Source organism: Actinoplanes sp. NPDC051411 (genome assembly GCF_040682075.1).
GTDB lineage: Bacteria > Actinomycetota > Actinomycetes > Mycobacteriales > Micromonosporaceae > Actinoplanes.
In genome coordinates, this window is the sequence record NZ_JBFBAD010000178.1 from 1 (window position 1) to 17,996 (window position 17,996).

Below are 17,996 nucleotides of genomic sequence, written 5' to 3' on the forward strand. Positions count from 1 at the left end.
GCCGAGCCGGGCCGCCCTGTTGTAAAGCCGGCCGGGCTTGCCCTTCGCGAGAGCGCTCGGGCAACGCCGGCCGGATCTCACCCGACCATGCTGCTACGTACGGCCGAGCTGGCTTCTAGCTCCGCGAGCTAACAAGTCCTCCTGGCCGACCGATGCGAAGATCAATCACTCTTCACGGGACAGAACCGAGTTCGGGCCCCACTTGAGCGCGGGTATGGTTCCCGTCTGTCTGTGCTGAGGTCTCGTGGGCGCGCATTTGGGACCCAGGTCTGAAGGCGACGAGCTACGAGTCGGACCGCACAGCAGGAAGTGGGCCAGCGATCTGCTCGAAACGGGTTCGCACTACCGCGGCGACTCTGCGGAGAAACGCTGCAGACTCGCGGTCGGCATCCTCGCCGAGACTGTCGTCGACGGTCGCCCACCGTTCAAGAGCAGACACCACCAGTCCCCATTGCCTGGCACCCAGACGCATCTCCTGCGTCTGGCCCGGCGTCGGCCAAGATCGAAACCCAGCCGAGGTCTTGGGCCAGTCCGGCAGCTGATCCCAACCCGCTTGCCGGATGCTCTCCGCAAGCTCTGTCAGCTCAACCCAGAACGGATTCAACTGATCCGGAGTCTCGCTCTCCCAGCATTTCTCACGCAAGTCCTGGATCTCGTTGTCCATGACCGCGTCGATCCGCAGCCAGTCCCCGACCTCAACAACAACCGGAACTTCACCACCACGATCGAGATAACCCACGCTCCTGATGATCACGACCCGACAAGCCGATCGCATCAGATTGGCCCGATCAGCCCCCGCAAGGTCGACGCCCTCTTCAGCGCGGGGCATAAGCACAGGGAGGCTCCGGTAACACGTACGGCGACGACCGGGGTGGCCCCCGACGGGCCACCCCGGATTTCCCTGGCCGCTCTTCAGCCTGCCCGAGCCAGGACCGGGAGATTCTCAGCCGCAGTTGATCCCGGACAGGACCCGGTCGGTCTGGATGCCGACCAATCCAGCGACATCGACGCAGCGGTGAGACATGTCGACGCCGGCCGGCGTGTACACCGGTCCCGCGTAGTACCTGTAGTTTCCCTCGTCGCAGCCGACGCTCGGGCACGAAGGCCAACTCGATCCCGACGGCCGGATCCGCGCCAGCGTGTCCAGAACCTGACCGTACGCACTGCCGGCGTGGTTGGTGACGAGACAATTGCGCTTCGCAGTGGACGAGTAATAGACGTCCAGGTACATGTTGAGCTCGCCGGTCGCCTGGCTGTGTTCGCCGTAGTGGGTGACCAGCGAGTAGGACGATCCGCACGGTCCACCGGCCAGGGCCGCGACCATGCCGGTGCGGGTCGTCGAGGCGGCCTGAGCGGACGCCGGGCCGGCGAGTCCCATCAGGAGGGCGGCTATCGCCCCGACCAACGCCAGAGATCGCAGAGCAGGTGTGTTTCGCACTGTTTTCCTCCGTGGTGTCTTCCATCAGCGAATACGGCTGCTTTGCACCCTCCCGGGCACGGCAGACCTTCTCGACTGAACACCACCGTTTGGACCGGCCGGCGTATACCGACCGAATCCGACCGCGGTCGCACGTCCACCGCCGTTAATCTGGGACGCGCCCGGGACATCAGTCCCGATCAGGAGGTGAGACATGCCGTCAGGGCTCCGGCGGGAGCCGGCCGATCGGCCGGTCGACACCTTCGCGGCTCCGCCCGACCCCGGACAGGCCCTCACCCTCGACGACATCGTCGAACGGCTGCGGCTGTTGAAGGTCTGGGCCGGCGACCCGTCGTACGAGACCATCAAGGACCGCATCAACGCCGCGTGGTCCGCGGCCGGGCGACCGACCGGCGAGCTGGCTGGCAAGACCACCGTGGTGGACAGCTTCCGGTACGGCCGGCGGCGGCTGAACCCCGACCTGGTGATCGCGATGGTGGAGGCCCTGCACCCCGATGTCGGGTACGTGACGCAGTGGCGCCAGGCGATGCGTGTGATCGGCGGAGAGACGACGGCGGCGGCGCACGTCCGGGTCCAGGACGAACTGCCCCAGGACCTGGCCGAGTTCTCCGGCCGCACCGTCGAACTGGACCGCCTGCGCAGCGCACTGCTAGGTGGTCAGCACGACGGCGGCGCGGTGGTGATCTCGGCGATCGAGGGCATGGCCGGGGTCGGCAAGACCCAGCTCGCCGTCCACGCCGGGCACCTGCTCGCCCGGGAGAGACCCTTCGAGCACGTCCTGTTCGTGAACCTGCGAGGGTTCCACCCCGACCCGGCCCAGCCGCCGGCCGATCCCGCCGCCGTCCTGGACAGCTTCCTGCGCCTGCTCGGCGTACCCGGTCACAAGGTCCCGCGCGATCTGCCCACCCGCGCCGCCGCATTCCGCGGTCGCGTCGCCGGCACGCGCACGCTGGTAATCCTGGACAACGCCACCGACGAGGACCAGGTCCGCCCACTGCTCGCGGACACTCCCGGCTGCATCACGCTGCTGACCAGCCGGCGAAGCCTCACCGCCCTGGCCCCCGCAACCCAGCTGACCTTGGACGGGTTCACGGCGGAGGAGGCCGTGGTGTTCCTCACCCAGGCCACGTCCGGGACCCCCGTCGGCAAAGATCCACAGGCCGCGGCCCGGATCGCCCGGTGCTGTGGCTACCTGCCGCTGTCCCTGGGACTGGTCATCGGACACATCCGCGGCAAGCCCGGCTGGACCCTCACGGATCACGCCGACCGGCTCGACGAACGCCGTCGGGATCGCCGCTTGGACACCGGTGTGGAACTCGCCCTCCACCTGTCCTACCAACGCCTGTCCGCCGATCGGCGACGGCTGCTCCGGCTGGCCGCGCTGCATCCCGGCCAGGACTTCGATGCGTACGGCGCCGCAGCCCTGTGCGATCTCGACCTGCGCACCACACAGACGCACCTGCGCGATCTGCGCCGCGACCACCTGTTGCAGGAGGCGAGCCCCGGCCGGTACACCCTGCACGACCTCGTCCGCGCCTTCGCCACCAACCTGGCCGGCGACGAAGACCCGCCGGCCGAACGGCACGCGGCGCTGACCCGCCTGTTCGACTACTACCTGGCCGCGACCGCCGCCGCGATGGACACCCTGCACCCCGCCGAGGCGCATCGGCGCCCGCGGATCGCGGCGCCGGCCACCCCGACTCCGGTGCTGACGGAGGCGGGCACGGCCCGTGACTGGCTGGACGTCGAGCGCGCCACCCTGGTCGCGACCGCTGGACACACCGCCACCCACGGCTGGCCGAGCCACACCACCCGGCTGTCCACCATTCTCTTTCGCTACCTCAACGGCGGATACAACAACGACGCCCTGACCATCCACGGTCACGCCTACCGGGCCGCCCGCACCACCGACGACGCCAAGGGGCAGGCACACGCGTTGACCAACCTCGGCGCCGCGTACGTCCAGATCGGCCAGTTCGCTCAGGCCGTCGACCACTTCGAGCGCGCCGTGGACCTGCACAAGCTGACCGAGGACCGCACCGGCCAGGCCCGCGTCCTGACCAACCTGGGCATTGTCGAAGCGCGGCTGGGCCACTACCGGCGGGCCGCCGACCGGCACGGGCAGGCGCTGACGCGCTACCGGCAGGCCGGTGACCGTACCGGTGAGGCCCGGGCGTTGGGCAACCTCGGCTTCGTCGCGGCGCGGCTGGGCGACCACCAGTCGGCCGCCGAGAGCTACCGCCAAGCCCTCGCCTTGTGCCGGCAGACCGGCGACCACCTCGGGGAGGCCTCGATGCTAGGCAACCTGGGCGACGTCGAGGTGCGGATCGGCCACTACGCCCTGGCGGCTGAACACATCCGACAGGCAATGACCCTGTACCGGCAGCACGGCGACCGCGACGGTGAAGCGTGGACGCTGGACAGCCTGGGCATCCTGCACACCCATCTCGGCCAAACCACGCAAGCCGTCGAGCACCACCAACAGGCGCTGTCCATCTTCCGCACGGCCGGCGCACGCGACGGCGAAGCCTATGCGCTCAACGGGTTGGGAGAGGCAACCCAGGGCGCCGGCCAGCCCACCCACGCCGTCACCCACCACGCTGCCGCGCTCGGCGTCGCCGCCGACATCGGCGCACTCGACCAGCAGGCCCGCGCCCACGCCGGGCTCGGCCGCGCCCACCACACTCTCGGCGACCTCGACCAGGCCCGCCAGCACTATCACCATGCGCTGGCTCGCTACCTCGACCTGGGCATGCCACAGGCCGAACAGATCCGGGCTCTGGCGCAAACTGTGTGATTGATCTTGGGCGATGAGTCGTTGTCCGGCTGTGTGGTGCCGTCGAGCAGCTTCTTCCTCATCTGGTCGACATCGGTACCGTGCCGCCCTCGGTGCCGGCACCGATCCGACCCTGATGCAGCAATAGATCACCCAGGTCCAGGCGGAGAAGGCCACTGCCGCGGCCGACCTGCGCCAGATCACGGGACGCCGCACCATGACCGTCGACGAGATCAGCACCCTGGTCGGCGCCATGTCCGGCAAAGCCACGATCTTGCGACAAGCGACCCAGCCGATGTCTACCAGCAACTCGGAATCCGGCTCACATACAAGCCGGGCCTCCGCCTGATTCAAGCGGAGGCCTCACCAAGCGGATCATGTACTAAAAGTGTGTCCGGAGCTCGACACGAGAGGTAATCACACCGTGGTCGCAAGTCGCGGGCTCGCCTGCGGGTGAGTCGTCAGATGCGAGCTTGGACCAAGGGGTCGCAGGTTCAAATCCTGTCAGCCCGACAGCGATGGGGTCTCCGCAGGTCGGAGGCCTTTTTCGTGATCTTGGACGTTCTGCTGGGTCAAGCACGCCGCTTATAGATCCCTTGACTCGGCAGGTGACGACCGATGCCCCTCCTCAACCTCGACATGCCGACGGTGGCTCTTGCGGTGCAGGGTGACAGGAGTTCCGGTTTGTTGGCTCTACGCGCGCGTGCGCGCGGACATGGTGCGCGCGGGTTGGCGATGAACCGGGAAAGTCGGTTTCTGCTGTCACCTGTCACCCTTTGCCTGGGTGGCCTTACCGGAAATCCACTCGGATTGGACGTTAGTCTCACTTAGCTGGTAGCGGCGCGTGACAGCGCCGCCGGCCGACGGCCGAGTCTGCCCAGGGGCATGATGGGGCGATGACCTATCCACCTCCGCTGTATCACGGGGACGAGGGCGAGATCAGCGCCGGCTACCGGCCGGACGGCACAGCGCCGGAACTTGTCTACCCGAATGGCACCCGCGTGCACTACCTGTCCACCGGCGGTTCGACCGGCGGGCTGTTCGGTCTCTACCGGTGGGAGTGCGGGCCCGACGTGACCGGGCCCGACCCCCACTTTCACCGTTCCCTGACCGAGTCGTTCTACATTCTGTCCGGAACTATGCGGATCTACGACGGTCGCCGCTGGATCGACGCCGAGCCCGGAGACTACGTGCATGTCCCGGCCGGCGGAATCCACGGGTTCAAGAACGAATCCGGGCAGCCGGCCTCGATGCTGTTGCACTTCTCGCCGGGTGCGCCGCGCGAAGGCTACTTCGAGGGCCTCGTCGGAGTGGCGCAGATGACCGAGGAGGAACGCGCCGCGTTCTACCTGGAGCACGACAACATCTGGCTTCCCTGACGCGGCGAATCGTCGCTTCTGTCGAGTTAGACGATGGTGAGGACATCCTCCAGCGGGCGACGCAACGACCGGGCGGTCGGCGGACCGGCGACGGAGATCCGGAAGAGAAACGCCTCGGCGTGGTCGGGGCGAGTCCGGAACAGGCGCGTGAAGCGCGGGCGGAGCCCGGCCAGTTCGGTGCGGGAGCGTTCGGCCAGGCAGTCGCCGGTTCCGCGGTCCAGGCGGGCGAACAGGTAGGGAAGCACGGTGACCGGCTGGATCGCCAGGCCCAAGGCCGTCGCCGTAAGCCAGGTGCGCTGGACAGCTCGCCCGGCCGCGAAGTAGGCGTTTCGGTCCGTGCCGGGAACCGAGACAAGGCCGACGGCCGACGACGAGGTGATGAGGCCACGACTGAGGTCTTCGAGGGCACGGCCGCCACCGAGGTGAGCAAGCGCCTCCATGACTCGCCATTGTCCGGCCAGGCGCAGGCCGGCGAGATCGGTGGCGTCCAGCTCGAGTGTGGCCACATCGAGGCCGTCAGGGCGTGCCCGGACCTCGTCCTCCGTCCACAACAGAGCGCCGGTCACGTCGGGGTGCGTGTCCGGATCGAGATGGGCGATCCGGTCGCCGGCGCCAACCAGTGCCCCGACCTCCGCGAGCTCCGGCCGAGTCCGCAAGAGTTGCAGCCGGCCTTCCCCGCACGCTTCGTGAAGCGCCGCCACGGCCTGCTCGGACAACGCGATGTCCGTGCCGCGCCGGCGGTTCGTGATCCGGTGCGGCACCTGAGCCAGCAGCGGGTCGGTCACGCCCGGCGCTCCGGAGGTGAGACGGACGGCGCACACCAGTCGTGGATCGCCCGGGTCGGGCCAGGTTGTCGCCTGCGCCACGAAGCCTAGGTGCCGGGCGGCCATGATGACGTTCTCGACCAGCGCGCCGAAGGCGAGCCACGTGCCGCCGAGCTCGAAATCGAGCACGGACAGGTCGCGGGACGGGTCGTGGCGGCACTCCAGTACGGAGTCCGCCTCGCGCCATCGCAGGAGCCACGGCTGGTTGTTGTGCCCCGAGGGGGCCAGAGTTCCCATCGTGGCGATCCATCGGATCGGGTCCGCCACCGCAGCCGGCAACTCTCCCGACGCCGATGGGGACGCGGCCACCGGTGCCACATTCGGCAGTACCGGCTGCGCGACCCGCAACGCGGCCCGCCCGTCCGCGACGATCTCCGGCAGGTCGACGTAGTAGCGGCCCGACTCGGTGTGTTCGCCCAGCACGATCCGGCGGGCGGTATCGGTGACGAGAGCCGCGCCGAGGGCGACTCCGGAGGCCAGTTGAGGCCAGCCGCTGATGGTGGTTCCGACCTCGATCAGCGACGCGGCCATCCGAGAGCTGACACCTTCCGCGTCCACGATGGAGAGAACGATCGGTACCTTCTCCTTGGCGGTCAGACCGTCGAGGTCCGCCGCCCGGGCCGCCCCGACCAGACCGTGCAGGATCGGGCGTTCCGGCTCCCGGTCGAAGCGTTCCACGTCGAGCAGGCCGCGGTCATTGGTCTCCATGATGACCGGAATGCGTAGCGCCCGGGCCCGCTCGCGGACGAGCACCTTCACTGACAGGTCATCGCACTCCTCGACCACGAGGTCGAGGCTGGCGAGGAAGTCATCGACGTCGGCTGCCCGCAGGCCGTCCCGGTAGAGTTCGATGTCCAGCCACGGATCAATCTCGTACAGCTGCCGGGCGGCCAGCACCGTCTTCTCGACACCGAGGTCGGCGACACCGCCACGCAGGCGGTTCAGATTGGACAGGCTCAGCCGGTCGAAATCCGCGAGCCGGAACGCACCACCTACGCCCTCGAGGGCAAGCGTGACCGCGGCCATGTTTCCGACCGAGAGACCGACAACACCGATCTTCGCGCCGGCGAGCCGCTGTTGCTCGTCAGGTGTGATCTTGTATTGGTTCCGGTCGGTGCGTAGTTCACGAAACTCGTCCCGGGGGAGCAGGTGGACCAGACACCGGCTCCACGGGTAGAACACCCACGTCCCGTAGTCCGCGGGAGCCTGACCTTGGAGATGCTGGGCAACCAGCCGATCCACGTCCGTCTCGGTCAGTCGTTTGCCCGCGTTGCGAGCGGTAATGAGCTCCCGCAACTGGTCGAGGAGCGTGTCGTGCACCTCGGCGGCCTCATCCACGCGCTGCGGAGCCCCGTCGAACAGTACGGGTCGCCAGTTCATGCCGCCTCCAGAGTCTGCTCCACAACGGACCTCACCTGTGCGACCGCATCCCGGGCCCGCGGGGAAACCTGATTCGGGTCGCCGGCGACGACACAGAGCGTGTCGGCCAACTCCGGCACGTAACGGCGGCCGTACTCCTCACGGACCTGCAGTCCCGCCGCGATTAGCAGGCGATGCTGATGCTGGCGAGTGCCGGGCGTACCCCACAGCAGCCTCCGTCCGATCGCCTGCCCCACGGCGACGAGGCCGAGGACCATGAGCTGGCCGACGCCACGACCACGCCATTCCGGCGCGACGACCAGCCGAGCCCCTTCCAGAACCGAGGATTCGTCGACGCCGTGTTCGTCCAGTAGACGGTCGCTCAGAATCCGGTTCCAGTTGCGGACCACACTCTCCGGCAGCGTCTCCAGTGGCGCACCGGCGATGCACGCGATGATCGGCTGCCCCGCCGCTTTGCGCAAGACCAGGTGGTAAGCCTCAGGGTCGGCCGGGTGCTGATCGATAAAACGGCCGTCGAGCGCCCGAAACGCCGGTCGCGCTCCACCGTCCCATATCATCTCCCCACGGAAACGCCGTATTTCATCGACCATCGACGATCCCGGCCGATGGGCCGCGAGGGCGAGACCCTCCAGTTGCCGGGCGACGTCCGTCGCCTGGGGCGGGTGCTCCGACCGAGTCCTTACCTTCATCCCGATTCCTTCCTCCGCAGCTTTCGCGCGGCTGGTCAACGGACTAACGGGCCCTCCGAGAGCCAGTTCAAACCGTCCGTGCGAGCGTGACTCAGATCATCTTTCAGCCGGCTCCGATCTGGACCGTGCGTAACGGGCCCACGGTGCAGTCGCGGACTTCGGTGCGAATCCGTTATCTCCGGAATTCGATCTACTTACTTCGAGCGGGTGTTGACAAGGCGACAACGGTTCCGACGACCGCATGCACCGCGGGCCACTGACCGAAAGCCGCCGCATACACCCGGCGAGCGGCATCGTCGTCCGGCTGGGCGTACAAACTGTAGGCGAGCTCCCGGAAGTCAGCGGCCAGGTCCGAACCACGCCGCAATGCCGTATACCGCCGGTCGATCGCGGCATCGACGAGTTGCTCGTGAAACGACGAGCTGTGCAGGGCCGAGACGACCGCGTTGAGCGCGGTGTCGTCGGCCTTGCCATCGGCGGGATCGGAAATGCCGAGCAGATCCGTGACAGCCGCGGTCGCCGCGCGCACCGTATCCATGGGAACTCCGTACAGTACTGCCTTCTCGATAGCGACCTTCTCGGGCAGGCGGATCACCACATCGCGTGCATTCACCACGGCCTTGAGCTCTGTTCCCGACTGATGGTGAGGCTTGTCGTGATCGATGAGGGCGATTACCCGGAACCCGAGATCGCGGCCGAGTTCGGCAACGTGCGGGATCACGGTGATGCCCCCGTCACCGCCGGTCGCGCACACGATGCGTACCCCGAACGCGGACACCGGCAGCGCCGCCGGGAGTCGGAGTCGGTCGACCGCCGCGTAGGCGGCGACGTCATGTGGCCCCTCAGCGATCGCCACCGTGTCCGACGTCAGCGCAGCCAGGAGCTGAGTGTGCAGCTGCCGATGCGCTTTGATGGCCTTTCGGTTGGTCGGCCGGACAAGTCGGTGATACGACCGGACGCGGTGGCCGCGGACCCGACGGTTGACTGACGGTACTCGTCGGCGAGCCGGCGGCTGGCTTGCAACAGCTCGCGGGCCGGCATGCTGACGTCACGGTCCGCGGTGGCCAGCGAGACCACGAGCTGGGGGGCATGGCGGGCGATCGGCACGAACACCAGATCGGGATCGACGAACAACCGCGGGACGGTCGCGATTCCGAGGCCGTGCCGTACGAAGTCGAGCAGCCCGCGGTTGTCGCCGATCTCGTAGCGGATGGTGCGCGTTGCCCCGGCGCGGACGAACGCCCGGTCGGTGGCGACGCGGGTGCCCCAAGCCGCCGACGCCTCCACGAACGGCTCGCCGGCAAGCTCGGTCAAGTCGACCTGGGTACGGCCCGCGAGCCGGTGGCTTGGGGGCACTACCAGGCCCATCGTCTCGGTGAGCAGCGGGGTGCAGTACAAGCCCGGTGGCGTCGTCGGGCGGCAGTGCGACGTAGGCCAGGTCCAGTCGGCCGCGTCGCAGCGCCTCGGCGTGTTCGGCGCTGGTGCCGGTTCGGACGAGGATTTCCATGCCCGGGTGATGAGTGACGAAGTGTGAGATCAGGCGGGTGGGCTGACGGCGAGGACACCGTCGTACAGCATGACGCCCAGCCGCAGCGTGCCGCGCAGGCCTCCGCGCAGCTGCTCGAGCACGTGCCGCGCCTCGGCCGCGGCGGCCAGCGTGCGCCGCGCCTCGGGCAGGAACAACCGTCCGGCATCGGTGAGTTCGACCTTGTGGGTGGTGCGCGCCACCAGTTCGGCACCCAGCTGCCGCTCGAGTTTGCGCAGCGTTGCCGAGATCGCGGACTGCACCACGTTATGCCGCTTGGCGGAACGGGTGATGCTCATCTCCTCCGCGACCGCGACGAACACCTCCAGCTGCCGCAACTCCACGCTCATCTCCCGTCGCGATAACCGCTAGCTCCAGTGTTCGTTTCCGTTGTGCATTACAGCCAGGTTGTGTGGACAGGTCAACCGGAACGACAGATTGGGGGGCGGGACCAAATGAGCGACCTCAAAGGCAAGACAGCACTGATCACCGGTGGTTCCCGGGGCATCGGCGCAGCGATCGTGCGGCGGCTGGCCGCGGACGGAGCTGCGGTCGCTACCAACTACACACCCGGGAGTAGCCTGTGACCAGGATTATGCGAGTAGTGGTCGCCGGAGGCGGCCTCGTCGGACTAACCGCCGGTATCGCGCTTCGGCAAGTGGGGTTCGACACCTTGGTCTGCGAACAGAATCCAGAGATCGACGCTATCGGCGCCTCGATCGGGTTGTGGGACAACGCGCTCACGGTGTTCGACAAGCTGGGTGTCGGCGCCGCAATCCGCGCGGCAGGCTGGCCGAGCGTGATCCAGCATCGGAACCCGGCGGGGCAGTTCATCGACGAGCACTCGAGCAAACTCGCCAGCATCGAAGCCACGATGATAAGGCGCTGGAAGCTCACCGAACTGCTCGCCGAAGAGCTCGGTCCTGACCATTTGCGTACCAGTGCACAGGTCACGGGTTACCAGGAGCGGGACCACGGCGTGGTCGTCGAATTCGCCGACGGCACCACTGAGCACGCCGACCTGCTCGTCGGCGCCGACGGAGTCTACTCGCGGGTTCGCGAGCGGCTTTCCCCCGGAGAGGTCGCGCAGGAGTACCTGAATCACCGGGTCTGGCGCGGGCTCGTACCGGCTAGCGCCGTCCCGGAGATCACTTCGGAATTCATGGTCGTCGGCCGCGAACGAACCCGAAGCACCGTCGTCCTCAGCGGGGAGGGCACGGTGTTCTGGGTCTTGGCCCAGTTCAACTCCCCGCCACTGCGCGGCTCGAGCAAAGAGGAAGCTCTCGCCCGGGTCCCACACCTCCACGATGGAGGATGGCCCTTCTACCTGCGGGAAGCCATTGAGGCGACGCCGGAGGACCGGGTGGTGCGCAACCGCATCATGTCTGTTCCCCGGCAATCGCGCTGGGTTTCCTCGCACGTCGCCCTCGCCGGTGACGCCGCGCACGCCTTGTCGCCACACATCGGATCGGGTGCCTCCCTTGGTGTCGAAGACGCCGCCGTCCTCGCCGACTTCCTGAGCAATAACGACATCCCGACGGCGTTGCGGGCCTATGAAGCCGACCGCGTCCAGCGGTACATCGAGATCTACCGCTGGACGGACCGGATCGCCGAAGCCGCCGGAGAGCCGGAAACCTACGTGAAGGAGTTTTGCAGCTACCACCGCTGGATGACGGCTGGCCGCTCGACCGGCTGAAGCGATTTACTGGGCTTTTTCATCCTGCGGTCGAGGCGCCGCCACCAGGATCGGCGCTGGCTGCGGATGCGGTCGGCGAGGTGGTTGAGGGTTCGGCTGGACAACGAGATCGTGGACGGTAGGACAGCAAGAGCGAGGCTCCGTTGGGGCATCGGGTTTGGTCGATTGCTGTCTTGGCTGGAGCCTCGTCCTCATCGATCTGCGACCGTTGCCTACGCGCGCTGACCTGCAAGATCAGGTTGGAAGGGCTCAGTCATCTCCGATCGCGATATCCGCTAGCTCTACTTTTCGTTTCCTCTTTGCGTCACAACGATGTTGTATTGAGCGGCCGGCCGAAATTGGCGTCATGGGAGCGAGCGAATGAACAACCTCAGGGCGAGACAGCGCTCTTGTATCGTGCGCTTCCAGTGGGGCCCGGTGAGTGCTGCGATTTGAGCCGCGGCACGCATTGCGGTCGGGCGCGGTGACAAACGGGCTGGCTGATCGTACCGAGCGGGACCCGGAGCGTGGCTTCAACGGGGTGTATACCGGCTCGTGGTTGGCGGCGATGTCCGCAGCCACCTCTCGGTTCACGGGCCCCTGGGCGGCACTGGCCGGCGCCATCGCGCGGACGCCTCTCCGCCGGACGGGCCTGGCGGCCGCGATCGCTGTGGTTGTCGCCTTCCTCACCAGTGACGAAGCCGCGCTCCGCTCGCCCGCAAACCAGAGCCGGGCGTGAGCCAAGAGGATTAGGCAATGTTTCGAGAGAAATGATCTACACCGGTCGCGCCGCGGGGTGTTCTCTGGTCAGCAGAGGTTCTGCCGGTCTTGCCAGACCTGAATTCATGTTCGGGTGACCGGGGGACGTGCTTGGTTCGGTCGAGTGGGGACCGCTGTAACCCGGGTGTCGCGTTGACGCGCCCATTGCCGTACAACCCGCGGTTGGTCATAGCAGCCCGAGGGCGTCTCCGTACGTCATTCCGGTGGTACTCGGGTAACGCCTTCTTACGGAAAGGATTCACCATGGAAATGAAATCGGAGCGCTATGCCCTGATTTCGGGCACTGCCGTTGGTTCGGGGCGTACGGGGAACGGTCGTGACGAGGCGACTGGGGCACGGCTTGCCGAAGGCGGCTATCCGGCGGTCCTGGTGCGTGGCGGGACGATCGTGAGCGTGGACGACGCCGTCGGCAACCTGGTCGGTGACGTTTTGATCGAGGGCGACGTCATTGTTGCCGTGGGTCCCGATCTGGCCGCGCGAGCGCCGGCCGGCACGGTCGTGGTTGATGCTGCCGACTGCATCGTGCTTCCCGGCCTGATCGACGCGCACGTGCACGCCTGGGAGGGCCAGCTGCGCGGTATGGCACCGGCGATCGACCTCACCACCTACATGGACCTGACCCACACGGGTTACGGCCCCTACTACACGCCCGATGACGTCTATCTCGGCACGCTCATCACCGCTCTGCTCGCGCTCGACGGCGGGGTTACCACGGTGATCGACAATTCCCACAACAGCCGGACGTTCGAGCACAGCGTCGCCGCGATCGACGGGTTGCGCGATGCCGGCATCCGCGGCGTCCACGCCAACGGCGTGCCGCCGTTCAGCGGCTTCGACACCCAGCAGTGGCTGCGGGACGCCGGCAAACTGAGGGCCACCTGCTTCCCGTCCCCGGACGGACTGGTCACTCTGCGGCTGATGGACGCGGTCCCCGAATCCGAGGTGTGGCGATACGCCCGCGACAACGACCTGTGGGTCACCACCGAAATGGGTTCGCACGTAACGAACCTGCCGGAGCTGGCGGGCGAAGGGTTGCTCACCGCTCACCACACGTTCAACCACTGCGTCAATCTGCCCGATCGGGACTGGCAGCTCATCGCCGACGCCGGCGCCACGGTCAACCTGTGCACCCGCTCGGACGCCCATTTCGGCCTCGGTCAATACGTGCCGCCGGTCGATGAGGCACTGCGCAGCGGCCTGCTGCCCGGACTCAGCACCGACAACGAGGTGAGCTACAGCAGCGACATGTTCATCGAGCTGCAACACCTCGTCGCGGTGCACCGTGGCCGGACCGCCGTACAGCAGTTCGCCGGCGACGCCGACGCCAAGCACCTGTCGCCGGAGGACGTTCTCCGATTCGCCACGCTGGGCGGGGCCGCGAACGCCGGCCTTGCCGGCACCACCGGCTCTCTCACCGCCGGCATGCAGGCCGACATCATTCTCGTACGCACCGGCGACACCAACACCGCTCTGGTCGACAACGCCTACGCGGCCCTGATCGGGTTCGCCAACCGCGGCAACGTCGACACCGTCTTCGTGGCGGGAGAAGTCCGCAAATGGGCCGGCCGACTCACCGGGCACAACCTGGAACAGGTCATCGGCGCCGCCGCACAGTCCCGCGCTCGGCTCATGACCGCCCGCGGGCTTCGCAGCGATCCCTTCGCTCCGCACGGCGCCGTTCCCACTGACCAGGGCCAGCCGTCGGAAGAACTTTCCTGACTCTCTGCTCGGCCGCGCACCCCGGTCGTCGATGGTGCGGGCTGACCCAGCCGCCGGGGGACGCCGCGGTGGAGGAGCCATCGATCATGGTAAGGAAGGGCTAGTGTCTTCTCGTACTGGTTATCAGGCCACGTTCGCGGTGCTCGCGGTCGGACTGGCTGCCTATACGGTTCTGCAGTCGTTCGTGCTGCCGGTTCTGACCGGCCTGCAGGGCGAACTCCACACCACGCAGAGCGGTGTGACGTGGGTGCTGACCGCAAACTTGCTGTCCGCGTCGATCTTCACGCCGATTATGGGCCGGATCGGGGATGCACGCGGGAAGAAGCGGATCTTCGTGGTCGCGCTGGTCGCGCTCGCGGTCGGGTCGCTGGTTGCCGCGCTCGCCCCGAATCTCGGGGTGATGATCGTGGCCCGGGTCGTCCAGGGCATGGGCGGTGGCGTGCTGCCGCTGTCGTTTGGCATCATCCGCGACGAGTTCCCCGACGACCGGGTCCGCGGGGCGGTCGGAATCCTCGCGGCGCTGGGCGCGGCGGCCGGCGGTCTGGGCATCTTTTTGGCCGGCCCCATCGTTGACGCGTTCGGCTACCGGTGGCTGTTCTGGCTCCCGATGATCCTGATGACCTTGGCCGCGGTCGCGGCGGCCGTCTTCGTGCCGGAGTCAGCGAACCGTACGAGCACCCGGATTTCGTGGCTGCCGGCGGTGTTCCTGTCGGCCTGGCTGGTGGCGCTGCTGCTGGCGCTCAGCGAAGCCCCGGAGTGGGGATGGGCGTCGGTGAAGGTTGTCGGCCTGCTGCTGACCGCGGTGGTGCTCGCCGGGGCCTGGATCGTCGCCGAGAACCGGGCCGCCAGTCCGCTCATCGATCTGCGGATGATGCGGCTGACCGCGGTCTGGACGAGCAACCTGACCGCGCTGTTCATCGGCGCCGGCATGTACGGCATGTGGGCGTTCGTGCCGGAGTTGGTGCAGACGCCGAGCAGCGCCGGCTACGGCTTCGGCGCGAGCATCACCGAATCCGGTCTCATCCTCCTCCCGTCCTCGGTCACCATGTTCCTGCTCGGACTCGTCGCCGGTCGGCTCGCCGTGCGTCTGGGCGGCCGGGCGGTCGTGGTCGCCGGCTGCGGGATCAGCGCGGCGGCGATGACGGTCCTTGCCTTCGCCCATGCTCAGAAGTGGGAGCTGTACCTGACCACCGCCGTGCTGGGGGTGGGGTTCGGGCTGGTGTTCTCGGCGATGTCCGGGCTGATCGTCAGCGCGGTGCCTCCTGCGCAGACCGGGGTGGCGAGCGGGATGAACGCGAATATCCGCACCATCGGCGGCAGTATCGGGTCAGCGCTGATGGCGAGCATCGTCACCGCGCATCTCGGCGGAACCGGACTGCCGGAAGCGTCCGGTTATACAGCCGGGTTCGCGGTACTCGCGGGGGGTTTGGTGCTGGCTTCGTTCGTCGCGTTGCTGATTCCGTCGGTGCGATCCGTGTCTTCTCTCCGGGACGAGCCGGAGCACGCGGAACTCGCCATAGTGCCGGGCGGAACCGTCGTCGGCGACAAGAGCGAGTGAGCCGACCCAGATGCGTCTGGTTTGCGCAGCAGGTTCCTCAGATTCGTAAACGACGGCCGCCAGGATCCCGGGGCCGCCGTCGTCAACATCTGTCGGATGGACGAACCGGGCAAGGCGCTCGAGCGCTGGGACGCCCACTGAAGGAGAATCTTGTCTCTCGCCGTGCAGTTCTCTGAATACGGTGACAGCGATGTGCTGCGGGTGGTGGACGTCGAGCCGCCGACTGCGGGACCGGGTCAGGTCCGGCTCGCGGTACGGGCAGCCGGCGTCAACCCGGTCGACTGGAAAACCATGAAAGGCGAGATGCGTGAGCAGTTGTCGGTCCGGTTTCCCGCCGGTCTCGGCTACGACGTGGCCGGCGTCGTCGATCAGGTCGGTCCCGGCGTCACCGGTTTGAAGGTCGGCGACGAGGTGCTCGGTATGGCGCCCCCGTCCTTCGGCCAGTTCGTAGTCGCCGACCCGGCGGCACTGGTCGCGAAGCCTGCCGCCCTGCCATGGGAAATGGCTGGCGGCCTGGCCGGTGCGGGTGGCGCGGCTTGGATCGGACTCGAGCTTCTCGCCGTGGCGTTCCGCGAAGCCACCACCGCGGGCATTCAAATGCACGTGGGCGGCAGTGGACCAAACCTCGGGCGGGCGCTCCGGGACCTTCTCCCCCTCATCGAGCAGGGACGCCTGCGGGTACCGGTCTCGCGCACCTACCCTCTGCGCGAGGTGGCGGCCGCTCTCGACGACAGCAGCGCCGGCCACGTCCGCGGCAAGATCGTCCTGCTGCCGAACTGACCGGTTTTCCGCCACACCCGCCAAGATCGACTCATGCGGCGTGGCGTTGGTTCTGGACTGGCATGACGCCGGTCGTCAGGCCTGTGTGATTGAACGATCGCCGCTGCGGTGCGTTTAAACGATCAACGAACACCGACTTGACGGAGCTGACATGACGAAAGCGAAAGAACCCGGAGTGATGACCCGGGAAATGGTTATGGTGCACACGGGGTTTGTCCGCGAATTCTGCGCGATGCCCGGGCTCCTGCGTGGTGTTTCGGAGGGCGACCGCGAGCGCGCGGAGATCGTCGCTGATCACATCGAGCTGATCGCCCAGACGCTTCACCTTCACCATCACGGCGAGGACCTCGAGATCTGGCCGCCGCTGCTGGAGCGTTGCCCGGAGGAGATCCGGCCTCTCGTCCACGGCATGGAGAAGCATCACGAACTCATCGCGGCCGGGCTCGACGATCTGGCGAAGGAGATCCCGGCTTGGCGGTCCGACGCGAGTATCGCGAACCGCGACGCCATATTGCGCACTCTCGACGAGCTGCTGCCTGTTCTGCGAGAGCACCTCGGCATGGAGGTGGCATATGTACTGCCCCTCATCGAGAAGCACATCTCCGCCGACGAATGGGACGCGATGGTCAGGCACGGCGCCAGCCAGACAAGTCCGGAGAAGCTACCGGTGCTTCTCGGCCTCATGATGTACCAGGGTGACCCGCGCGCCGTCGAAACCACCTTCGACAATATGCCCGAGGAGGTGCGCCCAATTCTGGCCGAGGTGGCTCCGAAGGCGTACGGCGATTACGCCGAGCGCGTCTACGGCACGCGAACCCCGCCGTACGGCCCTGCGCTGTTCAGCCGCTGATCTTTTTAAGGCGCGCCATTTCGCACCACGGTGATGTACCGGCACACCAGCGACTGCAGCCGGGCGGTTCTGGTGTCGCTGGTGCGTATGTCACCGGAGCGGCGGCGGTGCCGCTCACCGCGGCAACCACACGGGTGCGCGCGCCGGAGGCGGTGCCGGGAGGATTGGGCAACAATCCGCGATTAATGGTCTACGGCGGGCGCCGTTGCCGGGTGTTTGCTGGTTATCAGAAGGATTCGCTCGACGTTCTGGAGAAACACCATGACCCGGATTGCACTTATCACCGGCGGCAGCGCCGGAATCGGCCAGGCCACCGCCGTCGCGGCAGCCGAACGCGGTATCGGCGTGATCCTCACCTATCGCCGGCACCAGGCCGAGGCCGAGGAGACCGTCCAGAAGATCGAGGCCGCCGGGGGCACGGCGGCGGCGCTCTACCTCGAAGTCGCCGACACGAGCACGTTCCCGCGCTTCGTCGACGACATCACCGGACTGCTGCGCGACAAATGGCGGACGGACACCTTGCACTATCTCGTCAACAACGCCGGAATCGGCGGCGGTGCCGCCTTCCCGGACGTCACCGAGGAGATGTTCGACCGGTTCCACCAGGTGCTGTTCCGCGGCCC

General features: G+C 67.4%; 15 protein-coding genes and 2 pseudogenes. 9 read left to right on the plus strand and 8 right to left on the minus strand.

From position 1 onward, the window contains the following. Positions 1 to 283: 283 nt before the first annotated feature. Together AB0M88_RS48450 and AB0M88_RS48455 are read right to left on the minus strand one after the other, a co-directional pair. A complete protein-coding gene (locus tag AB0M88_RS48450; RefSeq protein WP_364114246.1) occupies positions 284 to 739 on the minus strand; it encodes a hypothetical protein in 456 nt (151 codons plus the stop codon). Between the two features lie 204 nt (positions 740 to 943). Next, positions 944 to 1,438 carry a hypothetical protein gene (locus AB0M88_RS48455; RefSeq protein ID WP_364114248.1) on the minus strand — a complete coding sequence of 165 codons (495 nt, stop codon included), beginning with the start codon at positions 1,436 to 1,438 and terminating at the stop codon, positions 944 to 946. A gap of 193 nt (positions 1,439 to 1,631) precedes the next feature. Between AB0M88_RS48455 and AB0M88_RS48460 the strand changes: the two genes are divergently transcribed. Next, on the plus strand, positions 1,632 to 4,235 hold the full coding sequence (locus tag AB0M88_RS48460; RefSeq protein WP_364114250.1) for a tetratricopeptide repeat protein: 2,604 nt from the start codon (positions 1,632 to 1,634) through the stop codon (positions 4,233 to 4,235). An 875-nt stretch (positions 4,236 to 5,110) separates the two neighbouring features. After that, positions 5,111 to 5,593, plus strand: coding sequence for a cupin domain-containing protein (locus AB0M88_RS48465; protein WP_364114252.1), 483 nt, complete (start codon positions 5,111 to 5,113; stop codon positions 5,591 to 5,593). A gap of 26 nt (positions 5,594 to 5,619) precedes the next feature. Here the strand turns inward: AB0M88_RS48465 and AB0M88_RS48470 are convergent, their stop codons facing one another. The 6 genes and pseudogenes from AB0M88_RS48470 to AB0M88_RS48495 form a co-directional block, all read right to left on the minus strand. Beyond that, on the minus strand, positions 5,620 to 7,797 hold the full coding sequence (locus AB0M88_RS48470) for an Rv1355c family protein (RefSeq protein ID WP_364114254.1): 2,178 nt from the start codon (positions 7,795 to 7,797) through the stop codon (positions 5,620 to 5,622). After that, entirely contained in the window at positions 7,794 to 8,387 is a 594-nt protein-coding gene (locus AB0M88_RS48475) for a hypothetical protein (RefSeq protein WP_364114256.1), read from the minus strand. Before AB0M88_RS48475 ends, AB0M88_RS48470 begins: the two co-directional genes overlap by 4 nt. Positions 8,388 to 8,676: 289 nt before the next feature. Beyond that, positions 8,677 to 9,342 (minus strand): hypothetical protein, encoded by a 666-nt coding sequence (locus AB0M88_RS48480; RefSeq protein ID WP_364114258.1) that lies wholly within the window; start codon positions 9,340 to 9,342, stop codon positions 8,677 to 8,679. A gap of 11 nt (positions 9,343 to 9,353) precedes the next feature. Further along, a complete protein-coding gene (locus AB0M88_RS48485; RefSeq protein ID WP_364114274.1) occupies positions 9,354 to 9,854 on the minus strand; it encodes a LysR substrate-binding domain-containing protein in 501 nt (166 codons plus the stop codon). 76 nt (positions 9,855 to 9,930) lie between these two features. Further along, a pseudogene (locus AB0M88_RS48490) lies at positions 9,931 to 9,993 on the minus strand (hypothetical protein); the annotation flags it as partial. 29 nt (positions 9,994 to 10,022) lie between these two features. Further along, a complete protein-coding gene (locus tag AB0M88_RS48495; protein ID WP_364114260.1) occupies positions 10,023 to 10,355 on the minus strand; it encodes a LysR family transcriptional regulator in 333 nt (110 codons plus the stop codon). 111 nt (positions 10,356 to 10,466) lie between these two features. On the opposite strand from AB0M88_RS48495, the pseudogene AB0M88_RS48500 reads away from it, so the two are divergent. The 7 genes and pseudogenes from AB0M88_RS48500 to AB0M88_RS48530 all read left to right on the plus strand — a co-directional run. Next, positions 10,467 to 10,568: pseudogene (locus tag AB0M88_RS48500) on the plus strand (SDR family NAD(P)-dependent oxidoreductase); the annotation flags it as partial. A 47-nt stretch (positions 10,569 to 10,615) separates the two neighbouring features. Next, complete coding sequence (locus tag AB0M88_RS48505) at positions 10,616 to 11,707, plus strand: FAD-dependent monooxygenase (RefSeq protein WP_364114262.1); 1,092 nt, start codon at positions 10,616 to 10,618, stop codon at positions 11,705 to 11,707. A 1,152-nt stretch (positions 11,708 to 12,859) separates the two neighbouring features. Further along, positions 12,860 to 14,185 (plus strand): amidohydrolase family protein, encoded by a 1,326-nt coding sequence (locus AB0M88_RS48510; protein WP_364114264.1) that lies wholly within the window; start codon positions 12,860 to 12,862, stop codon positions 14,183 to 14,185. A 103-nt stretch (positions 14,186 to 14,288) separates the two neighbouring features. Next, complete coding sequence (locus tag AB0M88_RS48515; protein WP_364114266.1) at positions 14,289 to 15,743, plus strand: MFS transporter; 1,455 nt, start codon at positions 14,289 to 14,291, stop codon at positions 15,741 to 15,743. Positions 15,744 to 15,893: 150 nt separating this feature from the next. After that, complete coding sequence (locus AB0M88_RS48520) at positions 15,894 to 16,523, plus strand: zinc-binding dehydrogenase (protein ID WP_364114268.1); 630 nt, start codon at positions 15,894 to 15,896, stop codon at positions 16,521 to 16,523. Positions 16,524 to 16,674: 151 nt separating this feature from the next. Continuing rightward, positions 16,675 to 17,373, plus strand: coding sequence for a hemerythrin domain-containing protein (locus AB0M88_RS48525; protein WP_364114270.1), 699 nt, complete (start codon positions 16,675 to 16,677; stop codon positions 17,371 to 17,373). A 261-nt stretch (positions 17,374 to 17,634) separates the two neighbouring features. Further along, positions 17,635 to 17,996, plus strand: a 362-nt coding sequence (locus tag AB0M88_RS48530) for an SDR family NAD(P)-dependent oxidoreductase (RefSeq protein ID WP_364114272.1), incomplete at its 3' end; no start/stop codon positions are given.

Excerpts from the sequence above, each read along its gene's own strand:
- AB0M88_RS48460 (WP_364114250.1), top strand. The coding sequence starts at position 1,632 with ATGCCGTCAGGGCTCCGGCGGGAGCCGGCCGATCGGCCGGTCGACACC.
- AB0M88_RS48465 (WP_364114252.1), top strand. The coding sequence starts at position 5,111 with ATGACCTATCCACCTCCGCTGTATCACGGGGACGAGGGCGAGATCAGC.
- AB0M88_RS48470 (WP_364114254.1), bottom strand. The coding sequence starts at position 7,797 with ATGAACTGGCGACCCGTACTGTTCGACGGGGCTCCGCAGCGCGTGGAT.
- AB0M88_RS48475 (WP_364114256.1), bottom strand. The coding sequence starts at position 8,387 with ATGGTCGATGAAATACGGCGTTTCCGTGGGGAGATGATATGGGACGGT.
- AB0M88_RS48485 (WP_364114274.1), bottom strand. The coding sequence starts at position 9,854 with ATGGGCCTGGTAGTGCCCCCAAGCCACCGGCTCGCGGGCCGTACCCAG.
- AB0M88_RS48525 (WP_364114270.1), top strand. The coding sequence starts at position 16,675 with ATGACGAAAGCGAAAGAACCCGGAGTGATGACCCGGGAAATGGTTATG.